The following is a 24582-nucleotide window of genomic DNA, read 5'->3' as shown; positions in this document are numbered from 1 at the left end:
GAGCGGAAGGCGAGAGTCATGCGCCGCTAGCTCAGTTGGTTAGAGCAGCTGACTCTTAATCAGCGGGTCCGGGGTTCGAGTCCCTGGCGGCGCACAGATGAAGGGCCCCTCGTGGACACGAGGGGCCCTTCGGCGTCCTCCTCGGTCAGTCTCCGGTACGCGCGCTCCCCCGGCGGCCGCCACCACACCGGGTCGGCGCACCGGAAGCTTTCCCTCCTGAGCTGCGCCCGGTGGATCTTGTTCGTGGCCGTGACCGGCATCCGCTCCACCACCCGCACGAACCGGGGCGCCATCTTCGTCCCCAGGTCCGGCTGGGCGCGAAGGAACGCGGCGAAGGACCGGGGCTCGAAGTCCCCGGCGATCGTCGCCATCACCTGGTCCCCGGTCACCGGATCCGGCACCGCGTACACCGCGACCGCCTCGGCGCCGCCGTAGCGGGCGAGGATGTTCTCGATCATCGCCGCGGCCAGGTTCTCGCTGTCGACGCGCAGCCGGTCGTCGGTGCGGCCCGCGAAGTACAGGAAGCCGTCGTCGTCCCGGTAGAAGAGGTCACCGGTCCAGTACCCGCCCGCTCTGCGTCGCTCGGCGTCCGCCACCGGATTGCGCCAGTAGCCCTCGAAGGGGCTGGGGCCCGTGTTCACCAGCTCACCGATGGCTTCGTCGCCGTTCAACAGCCGCCCCGCCGCGTCGAAGACGGCCGGCGGGCACTCCTGACGGGTCTCCGGGTCGAGCACCAGCAGTCCGGGGGCCGCCGGCCCGACCGCCCCCGCCGGTGTCCCCGGCACCCACTGGATCGCCGCCCCGCCCTCCGACGAGCCGTACCCCTCCACCAGCCGCACCCCGAACCGCCGCTCGAAGGCCGCCGCGTCCACGGCGCCCGCCTCGGTGCCGAAGCCGAGCCGCAGGGGATGGTCCCGGTCGTCGGGCCGCGCCTCGGTGGCCAGGAGGTACTGGACGGCCCGGCCCACGTAGGTGAAGTACGTCGCCCGGTACCGCCGTACGTCCGCGAGGAAGCCGGAGGCCGAGAACCGTCGGCGCAGGGCCACCCCCGCCCCGGCCGCCAGCGCGGGCGCCCAGTCGGCGATCACTGCGTTGCCGTGGAACATCGGCATACAGACGTAGTGCACGTCGTCCGGCCCGACCCCGAACTGCCCGGCCAGGGAGCGCCCGGCTGCGGCCAGACGGCCCTGGGAGCACAGGGCCGCCTTGGGGGCGCCGGTCGAGCCGGAGGTGAAGTACAGCAGGAGACGGTCGGCCGGGGTGGCGCGGGAGGCGTCGGGGCGGGCGTCGGCGTAGGGGGCGAGCAGGTCGTCGTAGGCCTCGGTGTCGGTGACGAGGAAGCGTGTGCCGGGCAGGTCGAGGCCGTCGAGGAGGGGCAGGTGGGCCCGCTCGGTGACCAGGATCCGGCACTCGGTGTGGAGGATGTCGCGGGCCAGTTCCGGGCCTCGCCGGGTGGGATTGATCCCGGCGATCGCGGCGCCCGCGAGGGCCGCCGCCGCCAGCCACAGCGGGAACTCCGGGGTGTTGTCGAGGAGGACCCCCACGTGCGGCTCCGCGCCCGGCGGCAGCAGGTCGGCCAGCAGTGCGGCGCGGGCCGCGGCGCCCGCGGCCACCTCGTGCTGGGTCAGCACCTTCTCCTCGAACCACAGCCCCGGCCGCTGGTCGCCCCACCGCGCCGCCACGAGTTCGGCGACGGTACCCCTTGTGGACTCCATGGGGGCGCACGGTAATTGACGTACCGTCAGATGTGGATGGTCACGGCAGGAGGAAGTCGCCTTCGGCCGAGAACATCAGGTGGGCGGTGACCATGAAGAAGACGCAGAAGGCGACGACCACTCCGAAGAACACCAGCATGCAGCCCGTGCTCGCCGCCAGCTTCCCGCGCGCCGGGGTGTGGGCCGTGGCGCGCTCGGGCCGGTCCGCCGTGTAGAACACGGTGACGATGTCGCCCTCGACGATCGTTCCCGGCCCGTTCTTCTCCTCGAACCGGACGGGGCGGCCCTCGCGGGTGACGAACTCGTAGACGTGGTGCAGCGTCGTGTGCACGGAGCTGTCACCACCGCCGCCGCTGGTCGTCGTGTACGACCGCAGACAGCGCGCCTCGGCCGTGAGACCGCTGTTCCAGGCCTGGCTGACCTGCCGGGTACGACCGGTCACCGAGACGGCGGCGAACACGACGATCGCGATGATCAGCATCGGCACGATGTAGAAGAAGACTTCCATGAACTCCCCCGAGGTCCGTGCGCCGGCCTGAGCGGCCGGTGTGCAGGGACCGTACCCGTCGGACCTCGGGGTGTGACTCAAGTGAAGCTCAGAGTTCCGGCATCGTCGCCCACGCGTACAGGATCGCTATGACGGCCGCACCGATGAAGAACAGCCCGAACACGGCACCGGCGGTGTCCTTGCCGGGCTGGGGCGCGGACGCGGTGGCCTTCTCCGGATCCCCCGCCACGTAGTACACGAGGACCTCCTCGCCGACCGCACGGTCCCGCGGCCCGCCGCTCTCCTTGAAGCGGACCGCGAGACCGTCGCCGGTCGTGTAGTCGTACTCGTGCCACTGCACGCGCCGGGCCACGTTGTTGACCATCTGGGTCGTGGCCCAGGCGCGCACCACTCGGGCCGGTGCCGTGAGCCCGCTCTCCCAGGCGGCCCGCCGCTCCCGGGTCCGCCGTACGAGTGCGAACCCGCCCCACACCAGCAGGGCGATCAAGAGCGGCATGACGATGTTGAAAAGGGCGTCCATGGGACGCGGACCCTACCCGAGACACCGATCAGAAGGTCACGTCCGAGCAGGCGTAGAACGCGTTGCCCGTGTCGGCGATCGTCCAGACCGCGAGGACGACGTGGTGGCCGGACAGGCCGGAGGGCAGTCGGCCGCTGTGGGAGAGGGTGGAGGGGGGACGCTGACCGCCGTAGGGGACGGTCAGGAACGGGGTGAGGTTGAGGTCGGAGCGGGCCAGGTTGTGGTTCTGGTTCCAGCCCGGCTTGGTGACGTAGTACGTGAAGTCGGTCGTGGCGTGCATCGCCGTGAACTGCCAGCGGAACGTGTAGCTCTGGCCGCCGGAGACCCGGGTGGTCGGCCAGGCGCCGCCCGACGGGGCGCGCGGGCTGTCGAGCTGGGCGAAGCGCGTGTTGTTGCCGGAACAGAGCCGGCCGTCGGCCGCCCCGGAGGCGGGGAAGCCCTTGGGGCCCTCGACGCTCTGCGGCTCCCACTGGATGTCGCCGCAGTTGGTCACCGAGCCGTTCTGGCACAGCTTCTGCCTGCTGACGGGGAGGTCGGTGTAGCCGTGGCCGCTCGCGCCTCCGGCGGAGAGCACGAAGGCCCCCGCCGTGGTGAGCCCGAGCACGGCGGCGTACCACTTGGTCTTTTTGCGCATGCTGCCGCTCCTGGAGAACGTGTGGGGAGGTTCCGTGAGCCGTGCAGGTCTAGACCAAGTCTCAATTTATGACCGCTACTTGAACATGTCCATACCAATCAGGGGCTCGTTTCTCCGCGCCCCGCGCAGAACGCCACCGTCAAGTCCTTCACCAGCACCTTGCGTTCGTAGTCATCCAGCTCCACCAGCCCCCGCATCGTCAGCCGCGTCACCGTGTCCTCCACCGAGTCGACCACCGACGTGAGCACGCTCGCCCGGTGCTGTGCGTCCAGCGCGGCGATACGGCGACGGTGCATCGCCGCGGCGACCTCGGGCGCGTACTCCACCCGGACCGGCCGCACCGAGAACACCTCCAGGCCGACCGCCCCCGCGTCCGCCACGACCAGCCGGGTCAGCGCCTCCCCCGTCGCGTCCACCGAGGCCCGCGCGCTCCCCGGCATCCCCACCGGCACCCGGGCGAGCGCCGCCTCGACGCACTCGCGCAGATACGTCTCGTGGTCCTCGACCCCGAGCGTCACCCGCGCGGTGTCCCGCACCCGCCACACCACGAGGACCACCACCCGCAGCGCCACCCCGTTGCCGTCGGCGGCCGGCATCGGCTCACTGCGCCAGTGCCGCAGCCGCACATCGACCCGCTGCCGCAACAGCAGCGGATTCACCCACAGCAGGCCGGTGCGCCGGACCGTCCCCCGGTAGCGGCCGAAGAGATCGAGCACCCAGGCCCGCCCGGTGCGGCCGCGCGCCAGCCCGCCGAACCCGAACAGCCCGAGCGCGCCCGCCCCGGTGTACGCCGCCCACTGCGCCGGACCGAGCCCGGCCCCCGCGGAGGCCGGCAGCCGCAGCGCCTCCACCACGACCGGCGGCAGCGCGCCCGCCCACCACGAGGTGGCCACACATCCGGCCACCCCACAGGCCCCGGCGAACAGCCCCACCATTCCCGGCAACACCCGCGCGGGCCGCTCCACCAGCGCCGGATCGACCTCGGCCACCACCCGCGCCTTCGCCGGGACCGACCGCCGCAGGCGCGGCTGCTCACCCGTGCCCTGCCGGCTCCCCACCACGGCGGGCCTGACCGGCACCGGCCCAAGGTGGTCGGGGTCGTCGCGGAAGAGCAGGTGGACGGGGATCTCGGTGGTCACCTCGTTCTGGATGAGCCGGGCCGGCCGGGACGGCCCCTCGGGCTCGGGAGTCGGTGAAGTGGTCGTACTCATGCGTGCCTCCAGCCTCCGCGCCAGATGCGTCAGATGCGTCAGATGCGTCAGATGCGTCAGGAAAAGAGCCGCCGCCAGGTCTCCGGCCCCGGGTAGCCGTCCGCCGCTCCGCCGCGCCAGCCCTGGGTGCGCTGGAACGCCTGGACCGCTCGCCGGTCCGCCTCGCCCCAGCGCGGCCCCGGACCTGCCGTGTAGTACCTGCCGAATCCTTTCTTCACCAGCTGCCTGCCCAACTGGGTGACATACGCGTTCCGAGCACCGGGCCGGAACTTGGCCCGGCCCGGGTACTCCGGGACCCGCACAGCCGTGGCGCGCCCCGGCCCGTATGCCGCGTCCCCCGAGAGCGCCGTGACCGTCACACCATCGTCGGCCGGCCCGGCACCCCCGGTCGGCTCCTCTGTCCCGTCGTCCTCGGCCGGTTCCTCGCCCGCAGCCTCCGCCGTGAGCCCCTTGTAGCGGTACGGGACATACCGGTGCGAGTTGCTCCGATAGGGATACGGAGTGGCCCGCGTGCGGGCGTAGGGGCGCGCCTCCTCGTAGCCCATGTAGGACCTGTGCCTGTAGTCCGTCCAGCCGCCGAAAAGGACCACGTGCGAGCCGTTCTGGGGGTTCGCCGGATTATGGAAGAGCAGTATGTCGCCGGGCTGGAGTTCCTCCTTGGAAATCCGTTCGCCGTACTGATGGAGGCTGCCCGTCCATTCGTTTCCCGGCAGGTTCCAGGCCATCGACACGAAGCCCGAGCAGTCCTGCCGGTAACCGTCGGACCAGTAGGCCCTCATGCTGTACGGCACCTTCGCCGCGACCCATTCCCTCGCCCGCGTGATGATCTCCGCACGGGTCGTCGGGGGCGTCCTGACCGGGTCCGTCGGCCGGCTCGACGTCCCGGCGCGGCCGTGCAGCGGAGCCTTGCCGCCTTGCGGGGTATCAGGCTCGTCACCTGCGGGAAAGCCGAACCGGGTGAGAGCGTGCGGGGCGGCGAGAGCCGGTACGGCATGGCCCGCGCCGAGCGCCGTGGAGGCGGCGGCCGCGATGATCAGAATGCGGTGGACGGCGGTGCGGCCGACCGGGGAATGCGGCAGGGCGCGACGCCGGAAAGCGCGTCCCGGGCAGTCGCAGTCGCTCTCGGGATCGAATTCCTCGAATACCGGAGTCTCCATGCGATTCCCTTCACACTCCAGGTGGAAATGTCCGCGCCTGTACACGTTCGCCAGTTTCTCAACTGGTATCGCCACGCGCATGTTGACGGTCCGAATGATGTACGGGGGTCACCGGAGGGCGATCGGGCCCCGGACGGTGGTCCGGAGCACCCTTCGACGTCCGGTAGAGTTACGGCGTCAGTAGGCGCCGCTAGCTCAGTTGGTTAGAGCAGCTGACTCTTAATCAGCGGGTCCGGGGTTCGAGTCCCTGGCGGCGCACGATGGCGATGGCGAGGCACGTCCGCAAAAAGCGCGGACGCGACTCGCCATCGCTGCTTCTGCGCGGCTGGCGCCGCGCCCTGTGGGGGCTCCGCCACCCACACCCCCGACAGGACGGGCTCCTCGCACGAACGAGGGGCCCGTTTCTCGTTTGGCCGGATACTCTCTCGCCATGGCAGCCCGTGACCTCCAGGAGCGCATCAAGAAGCTGATCGTCGACCGGCGGCTGGCCTCCGGGGCCCCGCTGCCGACCGAGCCCGAACTGATGGAGTTCCTCGGGGCGAGCCGGAACTCGGTGCGGGAGGCGCTGAAGGCGCTCCAGGCCATGGGCATCGTCGAGATCCGGCACGGCTTCGGCACCTACGTCGGCCCGATGACGTTCGCCCCCATGATCGAGGGCCTCACCTTCCGTACGGTCGCCGGGCACTACCGGGGCGAGGACAGCCTGCTCCAGCTGCTCGAACTGCGTGAGGCGGTGGAGACGGGGCTGATCTCCCGGCTCGCGGGGCGGATCCCCGACGGCGACATCGGCGAGCTGGACGCACTCGTCGACCGCATGGAGGAGCGGGCCGCGCAGGGGGACGGTTTCGCGGAGACCGACCGCGCCTTTCACGCCACCCTCTACCGGGGGCTGGACAACGCTCTGCTGAGCGAGGTCCTGGAGGCGTTCTGGGACGCGTTCCATCGCGTACGCACTGATCTGGTGGACGTTCCGCGGGATCCGAAGGTCACATGCCGGCAACATCGAGAGATCGTTGATGCCGTTCGATCGGGCGACTCCGTTCGGGCAGAGAACGCCATAAGAGACCATTTCGATCACATTCGTGCACGATTGTCCACTACCGTCCATACCGCAGCTATAAGGGCCCCACACGCGCAACAATGAGCGCGTATGACCGGTAAACACCGCGTTTCGCGTCTTGCGATCATGCTGAACACCGTAGAACCCTGGCTCTCAAGCTGCTGTGGATGCGCGGCAGTTGGGGGCATGCATCCGGTTGCGCGACTTGCGGGGAGAGGGGCCCCGTTCGCGAACAAGATGCCGAGGGGGGCATCCGCAACCGGAACGTCGCGCTTCCGTGTCTTCAGGGAGGAATGACACGGAACAGGTGACTTTGCCGATGAGGCGCCTGCGAAAAGCCGAGGGGGGCTGCGGCAGGCGTAGGAAGACAACGACGACACGCGGTGGAATCTGCGTGTGGGGGGATGACTCATGACGTCGACGCCGACGGGCGCCCGGCATAACTTCGACCCGTCACAAACCAGGCAGCTCAGGCTGGACACGAACCGGACCGGGGGGACCGGTTCGTTCCGCCGGATCAGCAAGACGCTGCCGAGATACGACTACGAGCACTACAGCCGACTGGCCGGCCCCCTCACCCAGCCCGACCCGACCAAGCCCTACAAGGTGCGCTACCGCTCGCTGCTCTCCCAGGAGCCGCACCGGATCCGGGCCGCGCTGATGCTGGGCGCCGCGCCACTGCTCTCCCTGGTCCTGCTCGCCTGGCTGCTGCAGCCCGAGCACTGGACCGAACGGGACTACCCGGCCTTCGACTGGCTGCCCGCGCTCGACATGGTGATGCTGGTCGCGATCGGCCTGATCGAGTTCTTCCGCTGCATGAACGTGCTGTCCAACGCGCACGCCACGCTGGTCGCCCGCGACCCGATCCCGGTGGTCCCGGAGACCGGCACGAGAGTCGCCTTCCTGACCTCCTTCGTGCCAGGCAAGGAGCCCCTGGAGATGGTGACGAAGACCCTGGAGGCGGCCGTCAGGCTGCGCCACCGGGGGCTTCTGCACGTCTGGCTCCTCGACGAGGGCAACGACCCCGAGGTGAAGGCGGTCTGCGAGCGCCTCGGCGTGCACCACTTCTCCCGCAAGGGCATCGAGAAGTGGAACCGGCCCACGGGCCCGCACCGCGCCAAGACCAAGCATGGCAACTACAACGCCTGGCTCGACGCGCACGGCGACGACTACGACTACTTCGCCTCCGTCGACACCGACCACGTGCCGCTGCCCAACTACCTGGAGCGGATGCTCGGCTTCTTCCGCGACCCGGACGTCGGCTTCGTCATCGGCCCGCAGGTCTACGGCAACTACGACACGTTCGTCACCAAGGCCGCCGAGTCCCAGCAGTTCCTCTTCCACGCCCTCATCCAGCGTGCGGGCAACTTCTACGGCGCCCCCATGTTCGTGGGCACCTCGAACGCCGTACGCATCAAGGCGCTCAAGCAGATCGGCGGCCTGTACGACTCGATCACCGAGGACATGGCGACCGGCTTCGAGATCCACCGCCACAAGAACCCGGCGACCGGCAAGAAGTGGCGGTCGGTCTACACGCCGGACGTGCTCGCCGTCGGTGAGGGCCCGAACGCCTGGACGGACTTCTTCACCCAGCAGCTGCGCTGGTCGCGGGGCACCTACGAGACCATCCTCAAGCAGTACTGGAAGGGCTGGTACTCACTGCCGCCCGGCAAGCTCTTCAACTACACGATGATGATCATCTTCTACCCGATGTCGGCCCTCAACTGGATCCTCGCGGCGCTGAGCTGCGCCCTGTTCCTGGGCCTGGGCGCCTCGGGCGTCAACATCGACCCGACCGTGTGGCTGATGCTCTACGGCAACGCCTCCGCGCTGCAGATCGGCCTGTACATCTGGAACCGCCGGCACAACGTCTCCCCGCACGAGCCGGAGGGTTCGGGCGGTGTGGCGGGCATGGTCATGTCGGCCCTGTCCGCGCCGATCTACGCCCGCTCGCTGATGGACGCGGTGCTGCGCCGCAAGAGCAGCTTCGTGGTGACGCCCAAGGGCGACTCCGCCTCCCCCGACACCCTGTTCGGGACCTTCCGGATCCACCTGTTCTTCATCATGGTCTTCGGCGCGTCCATCGCCGCCGGGTTCACGCTCGGGCACGCCCACCCCGCGATGATCATCTGGGCCTCGTTCGCCCTGCTGGTCACCGCCTCGCCGATCTTCGCCTGGCGGTGGACGCTGCGGGAGGCCCGCAGGCAGCCCGCCGCGCCCACGCCGGAGCCGGAACCGGAGCCGCAGGACGCGGTGCCGGTGGGTGCCGCCGCCCTGGCGGTGTCGTACGCGCCGCAGGGCCACGCGCCGGCGCACAAGCCGAGCTGGGCCTCTTCCCATGCCTCGAACGCCTCGAACGCCTCGCACGGGAGCGGTGACCAGACCATGCAGATCGCCCTGGGTGGACTCGGAGGGCGTAAGGAATGAACGACCGAGCCGGCCGCCGCCGTGCCCGTCGACTCGCGATCGGCACGGCGGTGGTTCTCGCGCTGGCCGGGATGAACGGCCCGTGGGTCTACCGCTTCAGTACGGAGCAGTACCACCAGTACAAGATCAACAGACCGGAGTACAAGGCCGACAACGGCCACTGGGAGATCGTCGACTTCCCGAAGGAGTACCGCCAGAACACCATCCACGCGGCGCTCCTGCACACCGGCAAGATCCTGCTGGTCGCGGGCTCCGGCAACAACCAGGACAACTTCGATGCCAAGCGGTTCGACACCCGGATCTGGGACCCGGTGAAACGCACCATCAAGAAGGTGCCCACGCCGAGCGACCTGTTCTGTACCGGCCACACCCAGCTCGCCAACGGCAACCTGCTGATCGCGGGCGGCACCAAGCGGTACGAGAAGCTGAAGGGTGACGTCACCAAGGCCGGCGGCCTGATGATCGTCCACAACGAGAACCCCGACAAGCCGATCACGCTGCCCGCCGGCACGAAGTTCAAGGGCAAGGAGAACGGCAGGACCTTCGTCTCCAAGGACCCGGTGGTCGTCGAGCGGGCGACGAAGAACTTCGACAAGAAGACCGGCAAGTTCCTCGGCAACACCCCGGGTCTCGGCCGCATTTACGTCGAGGCGCAGAAGAGCGGCTCGAAGTACGAGACGGGTACGCAGGACAACTACCGCATCCAGGGCCTGAGCGGAGTCGACGCGCGCAACACGTACGGCATCGCGCAGAAGCTCGCGCTGGACAAGAAGGACTTCCAGGGGATCAGGGACGCGTACGAGTTCGACCCCATAGCCGAGAAGTACATCAAGGTCGACCCGATGAAGGAGGCACGCTGGTATCCGACGCTGACGACGTTGAGCGACGGCAAGATTCTGAGCGTCTCCGGGCTCGACGACATCGGGCAGCTGGTGCCGGGCAAGAACGAGGTCTTCGACCCGAAGACGCGGAAGTGGACGTACACGCCGAAGGAGCGTCAGTTCCCGACCTATCCGGCGCTGTTCCTGATGCAGAACGGGAAGGTCTTCTACTCGGGTTCCAACGCGGGATACGGGCCGGACGACGTGGGGCGCGACCCGGGGATCTGGGACGTGGGCACCAACAAGTTCACCAAGCTGCCCGGGCTCGGTGACGCCAAGCTGATGGAGACCTCCGGGACGGTGTTGCTGGCGCCCGCGCAGGACGAGCGGTACATGGTGATCGGGGGTGGTGGGGTCGGTGAGTCCAGGTCGTCGAGTGAGAAGACGCGGATCATCGACCTCAAGAGGGACGATCCACGGTTCGTGGACGGGCCGTCACTGGAGAAGGGGACGCGCTATCCGCAGGCGTCGGTGCTGCCCGACGACACGGTTCTGGTGTCGGGGGGCTCCGAGGACTATCGGGGCCGTGGGGACTCCAACATCCTCGAGGCGCGGATCTACCACCCGGACACCAACACCCTCGATCGGGTCGCCGATCCGCTGGTGGGGCGGAACTACCACTCCGGGTCGATTCTGCTGCCGGACGGGCGGGTGATGTTCTTCGGGTCGGACTCGTTGTACGAGGACGCGGCGAACACGAAGCCGGGGAAGTTCGAGCAGCGGATCGAGATCTACACGCCGCCTTATCTGTACCGGGATTCCCGGCCGTCGTTGGCCGGCGGGCCGAAGACCATTCCCCGGGGCGGGTCGGGGACGTTCACTTCGCAGCATGCGTCTTCCGTCAAGAAGGTGCGGTTGATCCGGCCCAGTGCGTCCACGCATGTGACGGATGTGGATCAGCGGTCCATCGCGCTTGATTTCGTCGCGTCCGGGGACAAGGTGACGGTCACTGTGCCGAAGAGCAGGAATCTGGTGCAGGGCGGGTGGTACATGCTGTTCGTGGATGACGATCAGGGGACGCCCAGTGAGGCGCAGTGGGTTCGGGTGCCGTAGTTCGTCTGCAGGTTGTGTGTGGCTGGTCGCGCAGTTCCCCGCGCCCCTTTGGGGCGCGGGGGACTGGGGTCAGTCGGAGGCTGCGGCCAGCTTCAGGGCGTAGGCGGGCCACCACTGGCCCGCCTTCGGGCCGCCCTTGCACTCGCCGTCTGATTCACCTGGGCGTTTGACCCAGAGGTAGGCGTCCACCAACGGGTCTGCCGTGTTGGTCGTGGGGGGCTCGCCCAGGGCGCGGCCCGGGGGGTTGCACCAGCGTTCGTTCTGGTCGCCCTCGGTGTAGGGGCCGTTGCCGTTGCGGCCGGTGTCGATGACGAAGTGTTTGCCGCCGACCTTCGCCGAGAGTTCCTTGCCGTAGGCGATGGAGTCCTCGGTGGAATAGAAGTTCGAGACGTTGACGGCGAATCCGTCGGCCTGCTCGATGCCCGCGCGTCGCAGTGGGTCGTGGATGCGGTCGGGGTCGTTCCAGCCGGCGTTTCCGGCGTCGAGGTAGACCTTCGTGTTCTTCAGGGACTTGAGCGCGGTGACGGCGCCGTCCAGGAGGTTGTAGCGCTCCTCGTGGAACGCGTCCTGGGTGCAGCCGTCGACCAGGTGCAGAACGGCGTCCGGCTCCAGGATCACCGTGGCGGGACGGTCGCCGATGCCCTTGGCCACGTCGTCGATCCAGGCGCGGTAGGCGTTGCCGTCGGCGGCGCCGCCCTGCGAGTACTGGCCGCAGTCGCGGTGCGGGATGTTGTAGAGGACGAGAAGCGCGGTGCGGCCGGCCTGGTCGGCGGCCTCGGTGAAGCCGCGGGCCTGCTGCTCCGCGTTCTCCGGGAGGATCCACTCGCCGGTCGGCTGCTCGGCGATCTTGCGGATCTCCCCGGCGTCCGTCTTCTCGCCGGTCTTCTCGTAGGCGGCGACCTGCTGTGCCGCGTTGCCGTCCGGGTTGACCCAGAACGGGTTGGTCCCCTTGGGCTGTTGAGTGATCCGGGCGCCCTGCTCGGGCCGGTCAGGCTTGTTGTCCTCCCCTTCTCCCGACGAGGAACACCCGGTGATCAGCAGCGCCGCCCCCAGCGCAGCCATGACCCCCCTGCTGACGTACATCCAACTCCCCCTTGGCTCACGCCAGTTCAAGTACTAATCCTGACATACACCCAATCATGCCTACGAGGTCACCGAGGCGTTGTCGGAGAGCTGTTACAGCGTGCGCGCGGTTGAGGACCGGCCCGGTCGGCGGCTTCGGGCTCACACGCCCGTTCCCGTCAGGTACGCCGACACGATCACGTTCGCCGTGTAGCCGCCGCTCGCGCGGTCGAAGGTGCCGCCGCAGGTGATCAGCCGCAGTTCGGCGCGGCCCGGCCGACGGGGGCCGTAGGCACGATGGGCGTCGAAGCGGTCGCTGTCGACGACCTCGACGTCGTCGACGGTGAACTCGGCGATCCTGCCGTCGTCGCGGGCCACGCGGATTCTGTTCCCCGGGTGGAGCGTGCCGATCCGGTAGAAGACGGCGGGCCGGGTCCGCGTGTCGACGTGGCCCACCATCAGCGCGGTGCCGGCCGCCCCCGGCTTCGCTCCGGCCGCGTACCAGGCCACGACGCCCGCCTGGTCGAAGGGCGGTGGATCGATCGCGCCCCGCCCGTCCAGGCCGCGTCCCACGACCGGCGCCTGCACGTTCAGGTCGGGGATGTCGACGCGCTGCGGGAGCGCGTCCCGCAGTGGCCTCGCGGCGGGCGGCAGGCCGGGCTCCGGGGGACGGCCGACCGCGGCCATGTCTCTCGTGGCCGACCCCGACGTCCCCTGCCGTAACTCGGTCACCTCGCGGCCCCACAGCCACAGCCCGAGCAGCAGCAGCGCCCAGGTCAGGCCCGTGAGCAGCCGTCCGGTACCGGAGGAGCGCTCGGCGTCGGACACGGGGTCAGTCCGTCCCTCGGCCCCGCCGGACGCTGCGCAGTGCGACGGCCACCGCGGCGACACCGGCGAGGACGAGACCGGTCACCGCCTGGGCGGTGCCGGGGCCGGCCGCGCGCGTGTCGGCGACGGAGGAGCCGGCCACCGAGGAGTCGGCCACGGAGGAGGAGAGGTGGGCGGTGCCGCCGCCGCCCGCGTGGACCGGGGCGACGGGAGAGGCATGGGCGGAGGGGGTGGAGGGGTGGGGGCCGTGCCCGGAGGACCTGGCCGCGACGGTGACGCTGCCCTTGACAGCGGACCCGGCGGACCCGGCGCAGGTGATCTTGACGTCGTACGCGCCGGCCCGTGCCGAGGTGCGGACGCGGGTCTCGCCGACGAGCGTGCGGTCGGCGGCGGCTGCGGCGCCGATGCCGGTGCCGGTGCCGGCTTGAGCTCCGGTGCCGGCTTGAGCTCCGGTGCCGGCTTGAGCTCCGGTGCCGGCTACGGAGAGGTGCGCGTCCGAGACGAACGCGGCCGACGCCGCGGTGGCCGTCGTACCGGTGCAGCCGCTGACCCGCAGCGCGATGTCGGTGCCGGGGGCGGGGGTCGAGGGGGTCGCCGAGACGCCGTGTCCGTCGGCCGCGTACACGGCCGGGGCGAGGGCGGCGACGGTGACGGCGGCACCCGCACAGAAGGTGACTTTCAGTGAACGCATCGTGAAACCTCCAGCTCTCTGGAGACTCCCCCGCACGGCCCTCCCACGCATCCGCTGAGCCGGACCACTGCTCCGTACGGGTTACGCCACGTACGCCACTACTCCCGTGCTCCCCCGCGGTCTCAGATCCGGTCGACGAGGTCCGCGATCGAGTCGACGACCTTCGACGGCCGGTACGGGAAGTTCTCGACCTGCTCCGGCATGGTCAGGCCGGTGAGCACCAGGAAGGTCTGCATCCCGGCCTCCATGCCGGCCAGGACGTCGGTGTCCATGCGGTCGCCGATCATCGCGCTGGTCTCGGAGTGCGCGCCGATCGTGTTGAGCCCGGTGCGCATCATCAGCGGGTTCGGCTTGCCCGCGAAGTACGGCTTCTTGCCGCTCGCCTTGGTGATCAGCGCGGCCACCGCGCCGGTCGCGGGCAGCGGGCCCTCCTGGGAGGGGCCGGTCTCGTCCGGGTTGGTGCAGATGAAGCGGGCACCGCCGTTGATGAGCCGTACGGCCTTGGTCATGGCCTCGAAGGAGTAGGTCCGGGTCTCTCCGAGCACCACGTAGTCGGGCTCGTGGTCGGTGAGGATGTAGCCGATGTCGTGCAGCGCGGTGGTAAGCCCCGCCTCCCCTATGACGTACGCCGTACCGCACGGCCGCTGGTCGTCCAGGAACTGGGCGGTGGCCAGGGCGGAGGTCCAGATGTTCTCGATCGGCACGTCCAGACCCATGCGACGCAGCCGTGCGTGCAGGTCGCGCGGGGTGTACATCGAGTTGTTGGTCAGGACCAGGAATGGCTTGCCGGACTCCCGCAGCTTCTTCAGGAAGGCGTCGGCGCCGGGGATCGGGACGCCCTCGTGGATGAGCACACCGTCCATGTCGGTGAGCCACGACTCGATGGGCCTGCGTTCTGCCATGTGCGGGATCTCCTGCCGTACGCCGTGCTGCGTGAGCCCCAGCCTAGACACAGGCGGGATTTTGAGGGAATGCAGGGATTGACTTCCTCCCCCTCGTGAACGAGGGGGATTCCTACGGCTCGCGCCGTGGGGTTTTCTGCTTCATCGCCGACCGCCCGTCCGGAGTTCTCCGTTGAGGTCTTACACCAGCTCCACAGACAGACACCGCCAGCCCGGCGGCCAGAAGGTTCTTCGCCGCGTTCCCGTCCCGGTCATGGGTCGTGCCGCAGCTGTCACACGTCCAGGTACGGACGTTCAGCGGCATGGCCTGGGCGAGGCTGCCGCAGTGGGAGCACAGTTTGGACGAGGGGAAGAAGCGGTCCACCGCGATCACTTCCCGCCCGTACCAGTCGGCCTTGTACTCCAGCATGCTCCGGAACTCGGCCCACGCGGCATCGCTGATGGCACGGGCCAGGCTCCGGTTTTTGACCATGTTGCGTACGGACAGGTCCTCGATCACGAGCGTTTGGTTCTCACGCACGAGTCGAGTGGTCAGCTTGTGCAGCACATCCCGCCGGCGATCAGCGATCCGGGCATGGATCTTCGCGACCTTCTGGCGGTCCTTGCGCCGGTTGGCACCATCACCCCCGGCCTTGCGGGACAGCTCCCGCTGGGCCCTGGCCAGACGCTCGCGGTCGCGGCGCTCATGCCGGGGATTGGCGATCTTGTCCCCGGTGGAAAGGGTCAGCAGGTGGTCCAGGCCGACATCGATGCCGACCGCCGTACCCGTGGCCGCGAGCGGCTTGACGGACGGGTCCTCGCACAGCAGGGAGACGAACCAGCGTCCCGCGCTGTCCCGGCTCACGGTCACCGTCGTCGGCGATGCCCCCTCGGGAAGGGGACGGGACCAGACGATGTCCAGCGGATCAGCCATCTTCGCCAGTGTCAGACGGCCGTCGCGGAACCGGAACGCCGAGGACGTGTACTCCGCGCTCGCACGGGACTTCTTCTTCGCCTTGAAGCGCGGGTACCTGGCGCGTTTGGAGGAATAGTTCGCGAAGGCGGTCTGCAGGTGCCGCAGCGCCTGCTGCAGCGGGACGGAGGAGACCTCGTTGAGGTAGGCCAGTTCCCCGGTCTTCTTCCACGCCGTCAGCAGGGCCGAGGTCTGGTTGTAGTTGACCCGTTCCTGCCGCGCCCAGGCCTCGGTACGGGCGGCGAGTGCCAGGTTGTAGACCTTGCGCACACACCCGAAGGTGCGCGACAGCTCGGCTGCCTGCGCATCGGTCGGATAGAAGCGGTACTTGAAGGGCCGCTTCACGTGAGTGGCCACATCTCACAAACTAGCACAACAATGTGTGACCATCTGCTTACAGTTGGCGATGGACGCCGATCCGCCCAGAGGGCGAATCGGCCTCCCTGCCCTGCTCCGCAGGAGTCCCTTTCCTCCCCCGCCTGAAGGCGGGGGTATCCACGGAGGAATCCCGATGAAGGGAATGCAGCGAATGCTGGAAATGCCGGGAATCAGCGCCGTCTGCGCGCCACCAGCAGCGCTCCCCCGACGAGGAGCAGGACGAGGGTCGCGGTGACGGCTCCGCGGGCCGTCGCGAGGCCGGTGCGGGCGAGCTCGTCGGCGAAGGGCAGTCGGTCGATCCGTTCGGAGGGCGAGACCTCGGAGGGCGAGACCTCGGGCACGGGGGCCGCTTCGCCCTCGACGGCGAACCGATAGTCGTTCGACTGCCCGACCCAGTCGCCGTCCTTCTCGTGGCGCTGCACGACGGCCGCGTTCACGGTGACGTCGTTCGGCACGGTGTCCGAGGTGAGCGCTAGGCGCACCTTCACGCTGAGCGTCGCTCCGGGGCCGACGGTGAACCCCGGGAAACCGTCGTCGAAGGCCCCGACCAGCTCGTCCTGGTCGGTCGTCACGAAGCGGACGGGGTGGGGCCGCGCCCCGTCGTAGAACTCCAGCCGCGGCTGCGAGGGCGCGAGCACGCGCTTCCCGTCGATCAGCACGACGACCGGGTGAACACCGGAGCAGGTACGGCGGGTGGTGTTCGTGAGGTCCAGGTACCAGGTGCCGTACCCGCCCCCGGCCTCGTAGGAGTCCGGGCCACCGTGAATGCGGGTGGTGAGGGGGAAGCCGTCGCCCTCACCACCCGCGCAGACAGCCACCCGCGCCGCGTGCGCGGGCGACGCGGCCACGGGGAGGAGGAGGGCGGCTGCGGCTAGGCAGAGGGGGGCGGCGGGAGTGCACAGTCGCATAAACACATGAGCTTGACGGCAGGGACGGGCGATGGGGAGGTGCCGAGCCGGAAAAGGGCTCCACTGGGCGCATGGATCCGCTCGTTCGGCCGTACGTCCGTCTAGCCGGCCGCCTGCTGAGGGCGGAACGTGCGGCGGTATGCCTGGGGGCTGACCCCGATGGCGGTGTGGAGGTGTTGGCGCAGGGAGGTGCCGGTGCCGAAGCCGGCCCGGTGGGCGACCACGTCGATGGGCCAGTCGGTGGTCTCGAGGAAGTGGCGTGCGAGGTCGACACGTTGTCGGGTGAGCCACTGCCCCGGGCTGGTGCCGACCTCCTCGCGGAAGCGACGGCTGAAGGTGCGCACGCTCATGTTGGCGTGGGCGGCGAGGTCGGACAGCGTGAGCGGTTCGGCAAGACGCTGCACGGCCCAGGCCCGGGTGGGGGCCGTGCCGCCGGCGGACGGGTCGGGCACGGGGCGCTGGATGTACTGGGCCTGACCGCCGTCGCGCCAGGGCGGCACGACGCAGGACCGGGCCACCTCGTTGGCGACGCGGCTGCCGTGATCGCGGCGGACGATGTGCAGGCACAGGTCGACACCGGCGGCCACGCCTGCGGAGGTGAGTATGTCGCCGTCGTCGACGTAGAGGACGTCGGGGTCGATGCGGGCGGTGGTGAACATCCGCTGGAGGCGGCTCGCTTCACGCCAGTGCGTGGTGGCGGGGCGGCCGTCGAGGAGTCCGGCGGCGGCCAGTACGTAGGTGCCGGTGCAGATCGCGACGATCCGTGTGCCGGGCCGAATGGCGGCGAGGGCGTCACGCAGCGGGCCGGGCAGGCGGCCTTCCGCCCGTATCGGTCCCAGCCGGTGGGAGGGCGGGACGACGACGGTGTCGACGGTGGCCAGCAGGGAGGCGTCCTGGGAGACGGCGAGGTCGTAGTCGGCCTCGGCGCGCACGGGGCCGCCGTCCAGGCTGCAGGTGGTGACGGAGTAGAGCGGGTTGCCGTCGCCGTCGTGGGCGGCGTTGAAGATGCGGGCGGGGATGCCGAGTTCGAACGGGACGACTCCGTCCAGGGCGAGAACACCGACACGATGCATGGCCGGATCCTTTCAGGACGTGGCCATCAGGCCACCACCGGGGGCTCGGCCGACCGGACAGTCTTGGGCTGTGCCCGACCGGACGGTCTTGGGCTGTCCCCGACCGGACCGTCGTGGGCTGAGCCCGACCAGACAGTCGTGGGCTGAGCCCGACCGGACCGTCGTGGGCTGAGCCCGACCGGACCGTCGTGGGCTGTGCCGGCACCGGTCGGCACGAGGACCGAACGCACCCGCCCCGCGAGAAGGAACGCCTTCATGCCCCAGACGCCTGCCATCCCCACCGCCCCTGCCGTCCCCGCCGCCCCCGCCGCCCCCGCCGCCCCCGCCGCCCCCGCGACCATGCGTGCCGTGTCCCAGGACAGGGCCGGAGCCCCCGACGTCCTCAAGGTCGTCGAGACGCGGCGCCCGGAGCCGGGCCGGGGCGAGGTCCTGGTCCGGGTGCACGCGGCGGGCGTGAACCCCGCCGACTGGAAGACCCGCGAGCGCGGCGTGTTCGCCACCGGGGCGACGCCTCCCTTCATCCTCGGCTTCGACGTGGCCGGAGTCGTCGAAGCCGTCGGCGCGGGTGTGACGCTGTTCGGGCCCGGCGACGCGGTGTTCGGGATGCCCCGCTTCCCGTACCCCGCGGGCGCGTACGCCGAGTACATCACCGCACCGGCCCGCCACTTCGCCCCGCGCCCCCGCGGCCTCGACCACGTCCAGGCCGGCGCCCTGCCACTGGCCTCGCTCACCGCCTGGCAGGCCCTGGTCGACACCGCTGATGTACAGCCCGGCCGGCGCGTCCTGATCCATGCCGCGGCCGGCGGCGTCGGTCACCTGGCCGTGCAGATCGCCAAGGCCCGTGGCGCGTACGTCATCGGTACCGCCGGCGCCGCCAAGCACGCCCTGCTGCGCTCGCTCGGCGCCGACGAGCTCGTCGACCACCGCACCCAGGACTTCGCCGAGTCCGTCCGTGACGTCGACGTCGTCCTCGACAGCATCGGCGGATCCAGCTGGGCGCGCTCCCTGCGCACCCTGCGCCGAGGCGGCACCCTCGTCTCCCTGCTGCCGCCGGACGACACCTTCCCCGCGCGTCAGGCCGAGGAAGCCGGTGTGCGGGCGGTGTTCATGCTCGTCGAACCCGACCATCTGGGGCTGCGCGAGATCACCGACCTGGTCGAGAGCGGCCGCCTACGGGTGATCGTCGACACGGTGTTCCCCCTCGAACAGGCCGCTCGGGCCCACGAGTTGGGCGAGGCGGGCCGCACCACGGGAAAGATCGTCCTGACCGTCTGACGACCCGGTAGGACTACCCGTCCCCCCGCCCGAACAACGGCCCCAACAACAGCTGAGCCGCTCCCACCGCAACGCCCCACACCCCACCGGAGGCAACGCGCACGGGCACCGCGCCCCCGGCCGCCCCCTCCCGCCGAGCCAGTTCCTCAAGCACCCCCGCGACCCCCCGCACAAACCGCTCCGGCGCCTCCTCCACCGTCCGCCCGCCGAGCAGCACCAGATCGATGTCCAGCAGGGCCACCAGATTCGCCGCCCCCGCCCCCAGCACCCGCGCCGCCTCCTCCATGTCCTCCCGTCCCACGGCCCCCAGGCACAGCACCTCGATGCAGCCCCGGTTCCCGCACGGACACACAGGCCCGTCCAGCTGAATCACCTGGTGCCCGAACTCGCCCGCCCCGGTCCGCGCCCCCCGATGCAGCGCCCCACCGATCACCAACCCGGCCCCCAGCCCCGTACCGAGGTGCAGATAGGCGAAGGACCCGCCCTCACCTTCCACCGCCAACCCCAACGCCGCCGCGTTCGTGTCCTTGTCGACCACCACCGGCACCCCCAGCCGCGGCGCCAACGCGTCCCGCAGCGGAAACCCGTCCCACTCGGGAAAACCGGTCACCCGATGCAGCACCCCGCGCGTGTGGTCGAGCGGCCCGGGAAGCGCGACGCCAAGCCCGAGAAGGGACCCGTAAGCAGCCAGCGAGCCGGAGCCCGAGCCCAGACCCCAGCCTGAGCCCAGGCTCCAGCCAGAGCCCGAGTCCGAGTCCGGCTCCGGGTCGGCGGCGGGCCCGAGCGCCTCGCCCACCAGCCTCTCCGCCTCCCGGGCCACAGCCGAGACAACCGCATCCGCCCCTGCCCCGAGGTCCAGCGCGGCGCGCCGCTCCCCCACCACCGTCCCCGTGAGGTCGACGAGCACCGTCCGCAGCTCGTCCCGGTCGAGATGCATGCCCACCGCATGCCCCGCCTCCGGCACCAGCCGCAACGTCGTGCGCGGCTTGCCCCCCGTGGACTCCTGGCGCCCCGCCTCCGCCGCCAGCCCGTCCTCCCGAAGCCGCGCCGTGATCTTGCTGACCGCCTGCGGGGTGAGCCCGGTCCGCTCGGCGAGCTCGAGCCGGCTGATACCCCGGTCTCCCGCCGTACGCAGCAGATCGAGGACGAGCGCGGTGTTGTGACTGCGCAGCGCGAACAGGTTCGCACCGACGGAAGAGCCCTTCATGCCCCCATTGTCCTCCGCGCTTGCACTTTGGCAACAGCGTTGTGAAAGTGGAGGGCATGACTGGACGCAAGACTGGTGACACCCCCCTCCGCGTGGGCCTCGTCGGCTACGGCCTCGCCGGCTCCGTCTTCCACGCCCCGCTGATCGCGGCCACCGAGGGCCTCGTCCTCGACACGGTGGTCACCTCGAACCCGGAGCGGCAGCAGCAGGCCCGCACCGAGTTCCCGGACGTGCGCACGGTCGCCACCCCGGACGAGCTGTTCGAGCGGGCCGGTGACCTGGACCTCGTCGTCATCGCGTCCCCGAACAAGACGCACGTCCCGCTCGCGACCACCGCCCTCGAGGCCGGCCTCCCGGTCGTCGTCGACAAGCCCGTCGCCGGTACGGCAGCCGAGGCGCGCACCCTGGCCGCCCTGGCCGAGGAGCGCGGCCTGCTGCTCTCCGTCTTCCAGAACCGCCGCTGGGACAACGACTTCCTGACCCTGCGCAAGCTGATCGACGACGGCGAGCTGGGCGACGTATGGCGCTTCGAGTCCCGCTTCGAGCGCTGGCGCCCGCAGTTGAAGGGCGGCTGGCGAGAGTCCGGTGACCCCGCAGAGATCGGAGGTCTGCTCTACGACCTCGGCAGCCATGTCGTCGACCAGGCGCTGGTCCTCTTCGGTCCCGTCACCCACGTGTACGCCGAGTCGGACGTCCGCCGCCCCGGCGCCGAGGCCGACGACGACACCTTCATCGCGCTCACCCACGCCGGCGGCGCCCGCTCTCACCTGTACGTCTCGGCGACGACCGCCCAACTCGGCCCCCGCTTCCGGGTGCTGGGCTCGCGCGCGGGCTACGTCAAGTACGGCCTGGACCCGCAGGAGGCCGCGCTGCGGGAAGGGCGGCGGCCCGGCACGACGTCGGACTGGGGCACGGAACCCGAGGACCTGTGGGGCCGCGTCGGCGCCGGAGAGTCCCCGCTGACCGGAGGCGGCCGCCCGGAACCGACCGTCCCCGGCGACTACCCGGCCTACTATGCGGCCGTGGCGAAGGCACTGCTGGACGGCGGCCCCAACCCGGTGACCGCCCTGGAGGCGGCCGCCGCTCTCGACGTACTGGAGGCGGCCCGCCGTTCGGCCCAGGAGAAGGTGGCGGTGACGCTGTGACGCACAACCAGGAAATCACCCCGAAGTTCCACCCGGAGCTCACCCCGCCCCTGGAGGAACTGGAGGCCCAGGAACGCCACCTGGTCTTCCGGCAGTTCACGTACGACGACGCCTGGGCCCTCGGATCGCTCCTCGTCGACCTGGCCCGGGAGCGGCAGGCGCCGCTCGCCATCGACATCCACCGCGCCGGGCAGCAGCTCTTCCACGCCGCCCTGCCGGGCTCGACCCCCGACAACGACGCCTGGATCGCCCGCAAGCGCCGGGTCGTGGAGCGCTACGGCCACTCGTCGTACCTGGTCGGCGCCCGTTTCCGGGCGAAGGGCACGACGTTCGAGGACTCCTCGCGCCTGGACCCGGACGTGTACGCGGCCCACGGCGGCTCCTTCCCGATCCACGTCGAGGGCGCGGGTGTGATCGGCGCGGTCACGGTGTCCGGGCTGCCGCAGCTGCAGGACCACCGGTTCGTGGTGGAGGCGCTGGAGCAGTTCCTGAAGGTTTGACATGCTCCTCGCCCTGAAGGGCGAGGATTCCGGCCTTCTCGATCGTTGCTGTGCCGCTACGCGGCACGGTTTCCGGTCGGGAATCCGCGGCTTCCTGTTTCTTCGCGCTGTGCCAGAACGGGTTCTGGTCTTACCGGCGCTCCGCAGGCCGATACCGCCAGTCCGGCGGCCGTCTTCACGTTGATCGCGGCGTTGGTGTCCCGGTCGTGGACGGTGCCGCAGGCGCTACAGGTCCATTCCCGGACGTTCAGGGGTTTGGGTCCGTCCTTGACGCCGCAGGTGGAGCAGGTCTGGGAGGTCGGTGTGAAGCGGCCGATCTTCACCAGGGTGCGGCCGTACCGTGCCGTTTTGTACTCCAGCATGCTGATGAACGATGCCCATCCGGCATCATGCACGGACTTGGCCAGCCTTGTGCGGGCCAGTCCCGCCACCGACAGGTCCTCCACTGCGATTGCTTGGTTCTCGCAGATCAGCTTCGTGGAGAGCTGGTGGTGGAACTCGCGGCGCGCGTCAGCGACCTTGGCGTGGGCGCGGGCGACCTTCAGGCGGGCCTTGGCACGGTTCTTTGATCCCTTCTGCTTGCGGGACTGTTCCTTCTGGGCCTTCTTCAGTTTCTTCTCCGCGCGCCGCAGGAAGCGCGGGGAGTCGATTTTCGTGCCGTCGGAGAGGACCGCGAAGTGGGTCAGGCCGAGATCGATGCCGGTGGTGCGGTCGGTTTCGGGCATCCGGGCCTGGTCGGCGGCCGGGTCGGTGTCGATGACGAAGGAGGCGAAGAATCTGCCGGCCGCGTCCTTGATGACGGTGACGGAGGTGGGGGTGGTGGGCAGGGTGCGGGACCACTTCACCTTCACCGCGCCGATCTTCGGCAGGTTCAGACGGCCGCTGTCGGTGATGTTCCAGCGGGCGTTGGCGGTGAACCGGATCGACTGCCTGGCGTCCTTCCGGGACTTCAACCGTGGTGTTCCCACCTTAGGTCCCTTGCGGGTGCCCTTGAGGGAGGAGAAGAAGTTGCGGTAAGCGGTCTCGGCGTCCCGCAGGGACTGCTGCAGCACCACCGCGGACACCTCACCCAGCCAGGACCGTTCCGCTGTCCGCTTGGCCTCGGTGATCAGGCGCGTGGACAGCTGACCGGCCGTCGGGAACGGCTGCCCGGCCTCACGGGCGTCCTCACGGGCGCGGACCGCGTCGTTGAACACCACCCGGGCGCACCCGAAAGCCTGCGCCAGCGCCTGCTGCTGGCCAGTGTCCGGGTACAGGCGGAAGCTGTACCTGAGCTGCATGACCATCACTCTAGAAAGATCGAACACCCACTGTCGCCAGGAACATGTGCGCGAGATGTCACCGGCTCGTGCGCTGCCCGGCTCCGCCGGAACAACACCGCGACGCTCCGCGTCGCCACCACGAGATTCGCTTCACCCCCGGCCTGAAGGCCGGAGCACTGCGAATGAATCCCGGTAGCGGGAATGACGGACGGGGTCCCTCCCGTTGGCACGTGCAGTACGCATGATGATCATGGGCACAGCGCCCCTACCGGAGGGACCGGTAACCGATGAGCAAGGCACTGAAGGAGACCGTCGGACGGTACGGCATCTGGAGCGTCGGTCTGCGCTCCGAGGCCCCGGCCCGCCGCGGCGAACTCACCGAGGCCGCCGCGGAGCTGGAGGAACTCGGTTACGGCGCGCTCTGGCTGGGCGGCAACAGCGCCGCCCGCCACGCCGCCCCGCTCATCGAGGCGACCTCGCGCGTCGCCGTCGGCACCAGCATCCAGAGCATCTGGCAGCACGAGCCCGACGACAGCGCGGCCGCTCTCGCCGACCTGGAGGCGGCCCACCCCGGCCGCTTCGTCCAGGGCCTCGGGGTGAGCCACGCCCGGCTCGCGGAGCAGTACCGGCGCCCCTACTCGTCCCTGGTCTCCTACCTCGACGAGCTGGACGCGGCGGGCGCGTCCGCGGACCGCCGCGTCCTGGCCGCCCTCGGTCCGAAGTCGCTGGAGCTGACCCGGGACCGGGCCGCCGGCGCGATCCCGTACCTGGTCACCCCCGAGCACACCGCGTACGCCCGCGAGATCCTCGGCGAGGCCCCGCTCCTCGCCCCCGAACTGGGGGTCGTCCTGGAGACGGACCCGACCCGCGCCCGCGGGCTGGCCCGCGAGTTCCTCGCGATCTACCTCCCCCTGCCGAACTACACCAACAACTTCCTCCGCCACGGCTTCACCGAGGACGACCTGGCCGACGGCGGCAGCGACCGCCTGGTCGACGCCCTGTTCGCCTGGGGCGACGAGAACCGGATCCGGGAGCGGATCAACGCTTTCCAGGAAGCGGGCGCGGACCACCTCGCCCTGCAGGTGATCGACGACGGCTCACGAGAAGCCCTCCCGAGGGGTGCCTGGCGCACCCTGGCCTCCCTGCTGGCGTAAGGGGCAGCGCCCTCAACTGGCGCAAGGGTCAGCGCCTTCAACTGGCGCAAGGGGCAGCGCCCTCAGGGGCGCGGGGAAC

At 70.1% G+C, this 24582-nt stretch carries 22 protein-coding genes and 2 tRNA genes; 9 read left to right on the top strand and 15 right to left on the bottom strand.

All coding sequences use genetic code 11. From position 1 onward, the window contains the following. Positions 1-20 precede the first annotated feature (20 nt). Positions 21-94, top strand: a tRNA-Lys gene (locus ACFYWX_RS22625). On the opposite strand, the gene ACFYWX_RS22620 is transcribed toward ACFYWX_RS22625, so the two are convergent. From ACFYWX_RS22620 to ACFYWX_RS22595, 6 genes are all read right to left on the bottom strand, one after another. Further along, positions 60-1715: an AMP-binding protein gene (locus ACFYWX_RS22620; RefSeq protein ID WP_389425854.1), complete on the bottom strand. Its 1656-nt coding sequence runs from the start codon at positions 1713-1715 to the stop codon at positions 60-62. The genes ACFYWX_RS22625 and ACFYWX_RS22620 overlap by 35 nt on opposite strands. Positions 1716-1755: 40 nt before the next feature. After that, complete coding sequence (locus ACFYWX_RS22615; RefSeq protein ID WP_389425853.1) at positions 1756-2223, bottom strand: DUF3592 domain-containing protein; 468 nt, start codon at positions 2221-2223, stop codon at positions 1756-1758. Between the two features lie 88 nt (positions 2224-2311). Beyond that, the gene (locus tag ACFYWX_RS22610) at positions 2312-2743 is read right to left on the bottom strand and encodes a DUF3592 domain-containing protein (protein ID WP_389425852.1); all 432 of its coding nucleotides are present in this window, start codon (positions 2741-2743) and stop codon (positions 2312-2314) included. A 28-nt stretch (positions 2744-2771) separates the two neighbouring features. After that, a complete protein-coding gene (locus ACFYWX_RS22605; RefSeq protein ID WP_389425851.1) occupies positions 2772-3377 on the bottom strand; it encodes a lytic polysaccharide monooxygenase in 606 nt (201 codons plus the stop codon). A gap of 98 nt (positions 3378-3475) precedes the next feature. Next, the gene (locus ACFYWX_RS22600; RefSeq protein ID WP_389425850.1) at positions 3476-4588 is read right to left on the bottom strand and encodes an SPFH domain-containing protein; all 1113 of its coding nucleotides are present in this window, start codon (positions 4586-4588) and stop codon (positions 3476-3478) included. A 56-nt stretch (positions 4589-4644) separates the two neighbouring features. Then, the gene (locus ACFYWX_RS22595) at positions 4645-5745 is read right to left on the bottom strand and encodes a peptidoglycan-binding protein (RefSeq protein WP_389425849.1); all 1101 of its coding nucleotides are present in this window, start codon (positions 5743-5745) and stop codon (positions 4645-4647) included. A 184-nt stretch (positions 5746-5929) separates the two neighbouring features. Between ACFYWX_RS22595 and ACFYWX_RS22590 the strand changes: the two genes are divergently transcribed. From ACFYWX_RS22590 to ACFYWX_RS22575, 4 genes are all read left to right on the top strand, one after another. Next, positions 5930-6003, top strand: a tRNA-Lys gene (locus tag ACFYWX_RS22590). A gap of 172 nt (positions 6004-6175) precedes the next feature. Further along, positions 6176-6889 (top strand): FadR/GntR family transcriptional regulator, encoded by a 714-nt coding sequence (locus ACFYWX_RS22585; protein WP_389425848.1) that lies wholly within the window; start codon positions 6176-6178, stop codon positions 6887-6889. 327 nt (positions 6890-7216) lie between these two features. Next, positions 7217-9232, top strand: a complete 2016-nt coding sequence (locus ACFYWX_RS22580; protein ID WP_389425847.1) for a glycosyltransferase family 2 protein — start codon at positions 7217-7219, stop codon at positions 9230-9232. Then, positions 9229-11166, top strand: coding sequence for a galactose oxidase-like domain-containing protein (locus ACFYWX_RS22575; RefSeq protein WP_389425846.1), 1938 nt, complete (start codon positions 9229-9231; stop codon positions 11164-11166). The genes ACFYWX_RS22580 and ACFYWX_RS22575 overlap by 4 nt, the downstream gene beginning before the upstream one ends. A gap of 69 nt (positions 11167-11235) precedes the next feature. Here ACFYWX_RS22575 and ACFYWX_RS22570 read toward each other — a convergent pair whose 3' ends face one another. The 7 genes from ACFYWX_RS22570 to ACFYWX_RS22540 form a co-directional block, all read right to left on the bottom strand. Next, positions 11236-12249, bottom strand: coding sequence for a glycoside hydrolase family 6 protein (locus ACFYWX_RS22570; protein ID WP_389425845.1), 1014 nt, complete (start codon positions 12247-12249; stop codon positions 11236-11238). A gap of 141 nt (positions 12250-12390) precedes the next feature. Further along, a complete protein-coding gene (locus tag ACFYWX_RS22565; protein ID WP_389425844.1) occupies positions 12391-13056 on the bottom strand; it encodes a class F sortase in 666 nt (221 codons plus the stop codon). A gap of 4 nt (positions 13057-13060) precedes the next feature. Continuing rightward, a complete protein-coding gene (locus tag ACFYWX_RS22560; protein WP_389425843.1) occupies positions 13061-13747 on the bottom strand; it encodes a hypothetical protein in 687 nt (228 codons plus the stop codon). A gap of 122 nt (positions 13748-13869) precedes the next feature. Beyond that, a complete protein-coding gene (locus ACFYWX_RS22555) occupies positions 13870-14649 on the bottom strand; it encodes an HAD-IIA family hydrolase (protein WP_389425842.1) in 780 nt (259 codons plus the stop codon). A gap of 112 nt (positions 14650-14761) precedes the next feature. Next, positions 14762-15958 (bottom strand): RNA-guided endonuclease InsQ/TnpB family protein, encoded by a 1197-nt coding sequence (locus ACFYWX_RS22550; RefSeq protein ID WP_389425841.1) that lies wholly within the window; start codon positions 15956-15958, stop codon positions 14762-14764. Positions 15959-16149: 191 nt separating this feature from the next. Continuing rightward, on the bottom strand, positions 16150-16893 hold the full coding sequence (locus ACFYWX_RS22545) for a hypothetical protein (protein WP_389425840.1): 744 nt from the start codon (positions 16891-16893) through the stop codon (positions 16150-16152). 95 nt (positions 16894-16988) lie between these two features. Next, positions 16989-17960 carry a GlxA family transcriptional regulator gene (locus ACFYWX_RS22540; protein WP_389425839.1) on the bottom strand — a complete coding sequence of 324 codons (972 nt, stop codon included), beginning with the start codon at positions 17958-17960 and terminating at the stop codon, positions 16989-16991. Positions 17961-18299: 339 nt separating this feature from the next. On the opposite strand from ACFYWX_RS22540, the gene ACFYWX_RS22535 reads away from it, so the two are divergent. Continuing rightward, on the top strand, positions 18300-19235 hold the full coding sequence (locus tag ACFYWX_RS22535; RefSeq protein WP_389425895.1) for an NADP-dependent oxidoreductase: 936 nt from the start codon (positions 18300-18302) through the stop codon (positions 19233-19235). 13 nt (positions 19236-19248) lie between these two features. On the opposite strand, the gene ACFYWX_RS22530 is transcribed toward ACFYWX_RS22535, so the two are convergent. Next, positions 19249-20442 (bottom strand): ROK family protein, encoded by a 1194-nt coding sequence (locus tag ACFYWX_RS22530; protein ID WP_389425838.1) that lies wholly within the window; start codon positions 20440-20442, stop codon positions 19249-19251. A 56-nt stretch (positions 20443-20498) separates the two neighbouring features. Between ACFYWX_RS22530 and ACFYWX_RS22525 the strand changes: the two genes are divergently transcribed. Further along, the gene (locus tag ACFYWX_RS22525; protein WP_389425837.1) at positions 20499-21587 is read left to right on the top strand and encodes a Gfo/Idh/MocA family oxidoreductase; all 1089 of its coding nucleotides are present in this window, start codon (positions 20499-20501) and stop codon (positions 21585-21587) included. Next, positions 21584-22087, top strand: a complete 504-nt coding sequence (locus ACFYWX_RS22520) for a heme-degrading domain-containing protein (RefSeq protein WP_389425836.1) — start codon at positions 21584-21586, stop codon at positions 22085-22087. Before ACFYWX_RS22525 ends, ACFYWX_RS22520 begins: the two co-directional genes overlap by 4 nt. A 56-nt stretch (positions 22088-22143) precedes the next feature. Here the strand turns inward: ACFYWX_RS22520 and ACFYWX_RS22515 are convergent, their stop codons facing one another. Beyond that, complete coding sequence (locus tag ACFYWX_RS22515) at positions 22144-23367, bottom strand: RNA-guided endonuclease InsQ/TnpB family protein (RefSeq protein WP_389425835.1); 1224 nt, start codon at positions 23365-23367, stop codon at positions 22144-22146. A 269-nt stretch (positions 23368-23636) separates the two neighbouring features. Between ACFYWX_RS22515 and ACFYWX_RS22510 the strand changes: the two genes are divergently transcribed. After that, the gene (locus tag ACFYWX_RS22510) at positions 23637-24503 is read left to right on the top strand and encodes an LLM class F420-dependent oxidoreductase (RefSeq protein ID WP_389425834.1); all 867 of its coding nucleotides are present in this window, start codon (positions 23637-23639) and stop codon (positions 24501-24503) included. Positions 24504-24582: the final 79 nt, after the last annotated feature.

This window comes from Streptomyces sp. NPDC002888 (assembly GCF_042888465.1).
In the GTDB taxonomy this organism is placed as follows: Bacteria; Actinomycetota; Actinomycetes; order Streptomycetales; family Streptomycetaceae; genus Streptomyces.
This window is presented reverse-complemented; position numbering and strand designations above follow the sequence as displayed.

Excerpts from the sequence above, each read along its gene's own strand:
- ACFYWX_RS22620 (WP_389425854.1), bottom strand. The coding sequence starts at position 1,715 with ATGGAGTCCACAAGGGGTACCGTCGCCGAACTCGTGGCGGCGCGGTGG.
- ACFYWX_RS22615 (WP_389425853.1), bottom strand. The coding sequence starts at position 2,223 with ATGGAAGTCTTCTTCTACATCGTGCCGATGCTGATCATCGCGATCGTC.
- ACFYWX_RS22610 (WP_389425852.1), bottom strand. The coding sequence starts at position 2,743 with ATGGACGCCCTTTTCAACATCGTCATGCCGCTCTTGATCGCCCTGCTG.
- ACFYWX_RS22605 (WP_389425851.1), bottom strand. The coding sequence starts at position 3,377 with ATGCGCAAAAAGACCAAGTGGTACGCCGCCGTGCTCGGGCTCACCACG.
- ACFYWX_RS22600 (WP_389425850.1), bottom strand. The coding sequence starts at position 4,588 with ATGAGTACGACCACTTCACCGACTCCCGAGCCCGAGGGGCCGTCCCGG.
- ACFYWX_RS22595 (WP_389425849.1), bottom strand. The coding sequence starts at position 5,745 with ATGGAGACTCCGGTATTCGAGGAATTCGATCCCGAGAGCGACTGCGAC.
- ACFYWX_RS22585 (WP_389425848.1), top strand. The coding sequence starts at position 6,176 with ATGGCAGCCCGTGACCTCCAGGAGCGCATCAAGAAGCTGATCGTCGAC.
- ACFYWX_RS22580 (WP_389425847.1), top strand. The coding sequence starts at position 7,217 with ATGACGTCGACGCCGACGGGCGCCCGGCATAACTTCGACCCGTCACAA.
- ACFYWX_RS22575 (WP_389425846.1), top strand. The coding sequence starts at position 9,229 with ATGAACGACCGAGCCGGCCGCCGCCGTGCCCGTCGACTCGCGATCGGC.
- ACFYWX_RS22570 (WP_389425845.1), bottom strand. The coding sequence starts at position 12,249 with ATGTACGTCAGCAGGGGGGTCATGGCTGCGCTGGGGGCGGCGCTGCTG.
- ACFYWX_RS22560 (WP_389425843.1), bottom strand. The coding sequence starts at position 13,747 with ATGCGTTCACTGAAAGTCACCTTCTGTGCGGGTGCCGCCGTCACCGTC.
- ACFYWX_RS22555 (WP_389425842.1), bottom strand. The coding sequence starts at position 14,649 with ATGGCAGAACGCAGGCCCATCGAGTCGTGGCTCACCGACATGGACGGT.
- ACFYWX_RS22540 (WP_389425839.1), bottom strand. The coding sequence starts at position 17,960 with ATGCATCGTGTCGGTGTTCTCGCCCTGGACGGAGTCGTCCCGTTCGAA.
- ACFYWX_RS22535 (WP_389425895.1), top strand. The coding sequence starts at position 18,300 with ATGCGTGCCGTGTCCCAGGACAGGGCCGGAGCCCCCGACGTCCTCAAG.
- ACFYWX_RS22530 (WP_389425838.1), bottom strand. The coding sequence starts at position 20,442 with ATGAAGGGCTCTTCCGTCGGTGCGAACCTGTTCGCGCTGCGCAGTCAC.
- ACFYWX_RS22525 (WP_389425837.1), top strand. The coding sequence starts at position 20,499 with ATGACTGGACGCAAGACTGGTGACACCCCCCTCCGCGTGGGCCTCGTC.
- ACFYWX_RS22515 (WP_389425835.1), bottom strand. The coding sequence starts at position 23,367 with ATGCAGCTCAGGTACAGCTTCCGCCTGTACCCGGACACTGGCCAGCAG.
- ACFYWX_RS22510 (WP_389425834.1), top strand. The coding sequence starts at position 23,637 with ATGAGCAAGGCACTGAAGGAGACCGTCGGACGGTACGGCATCTGGAGC.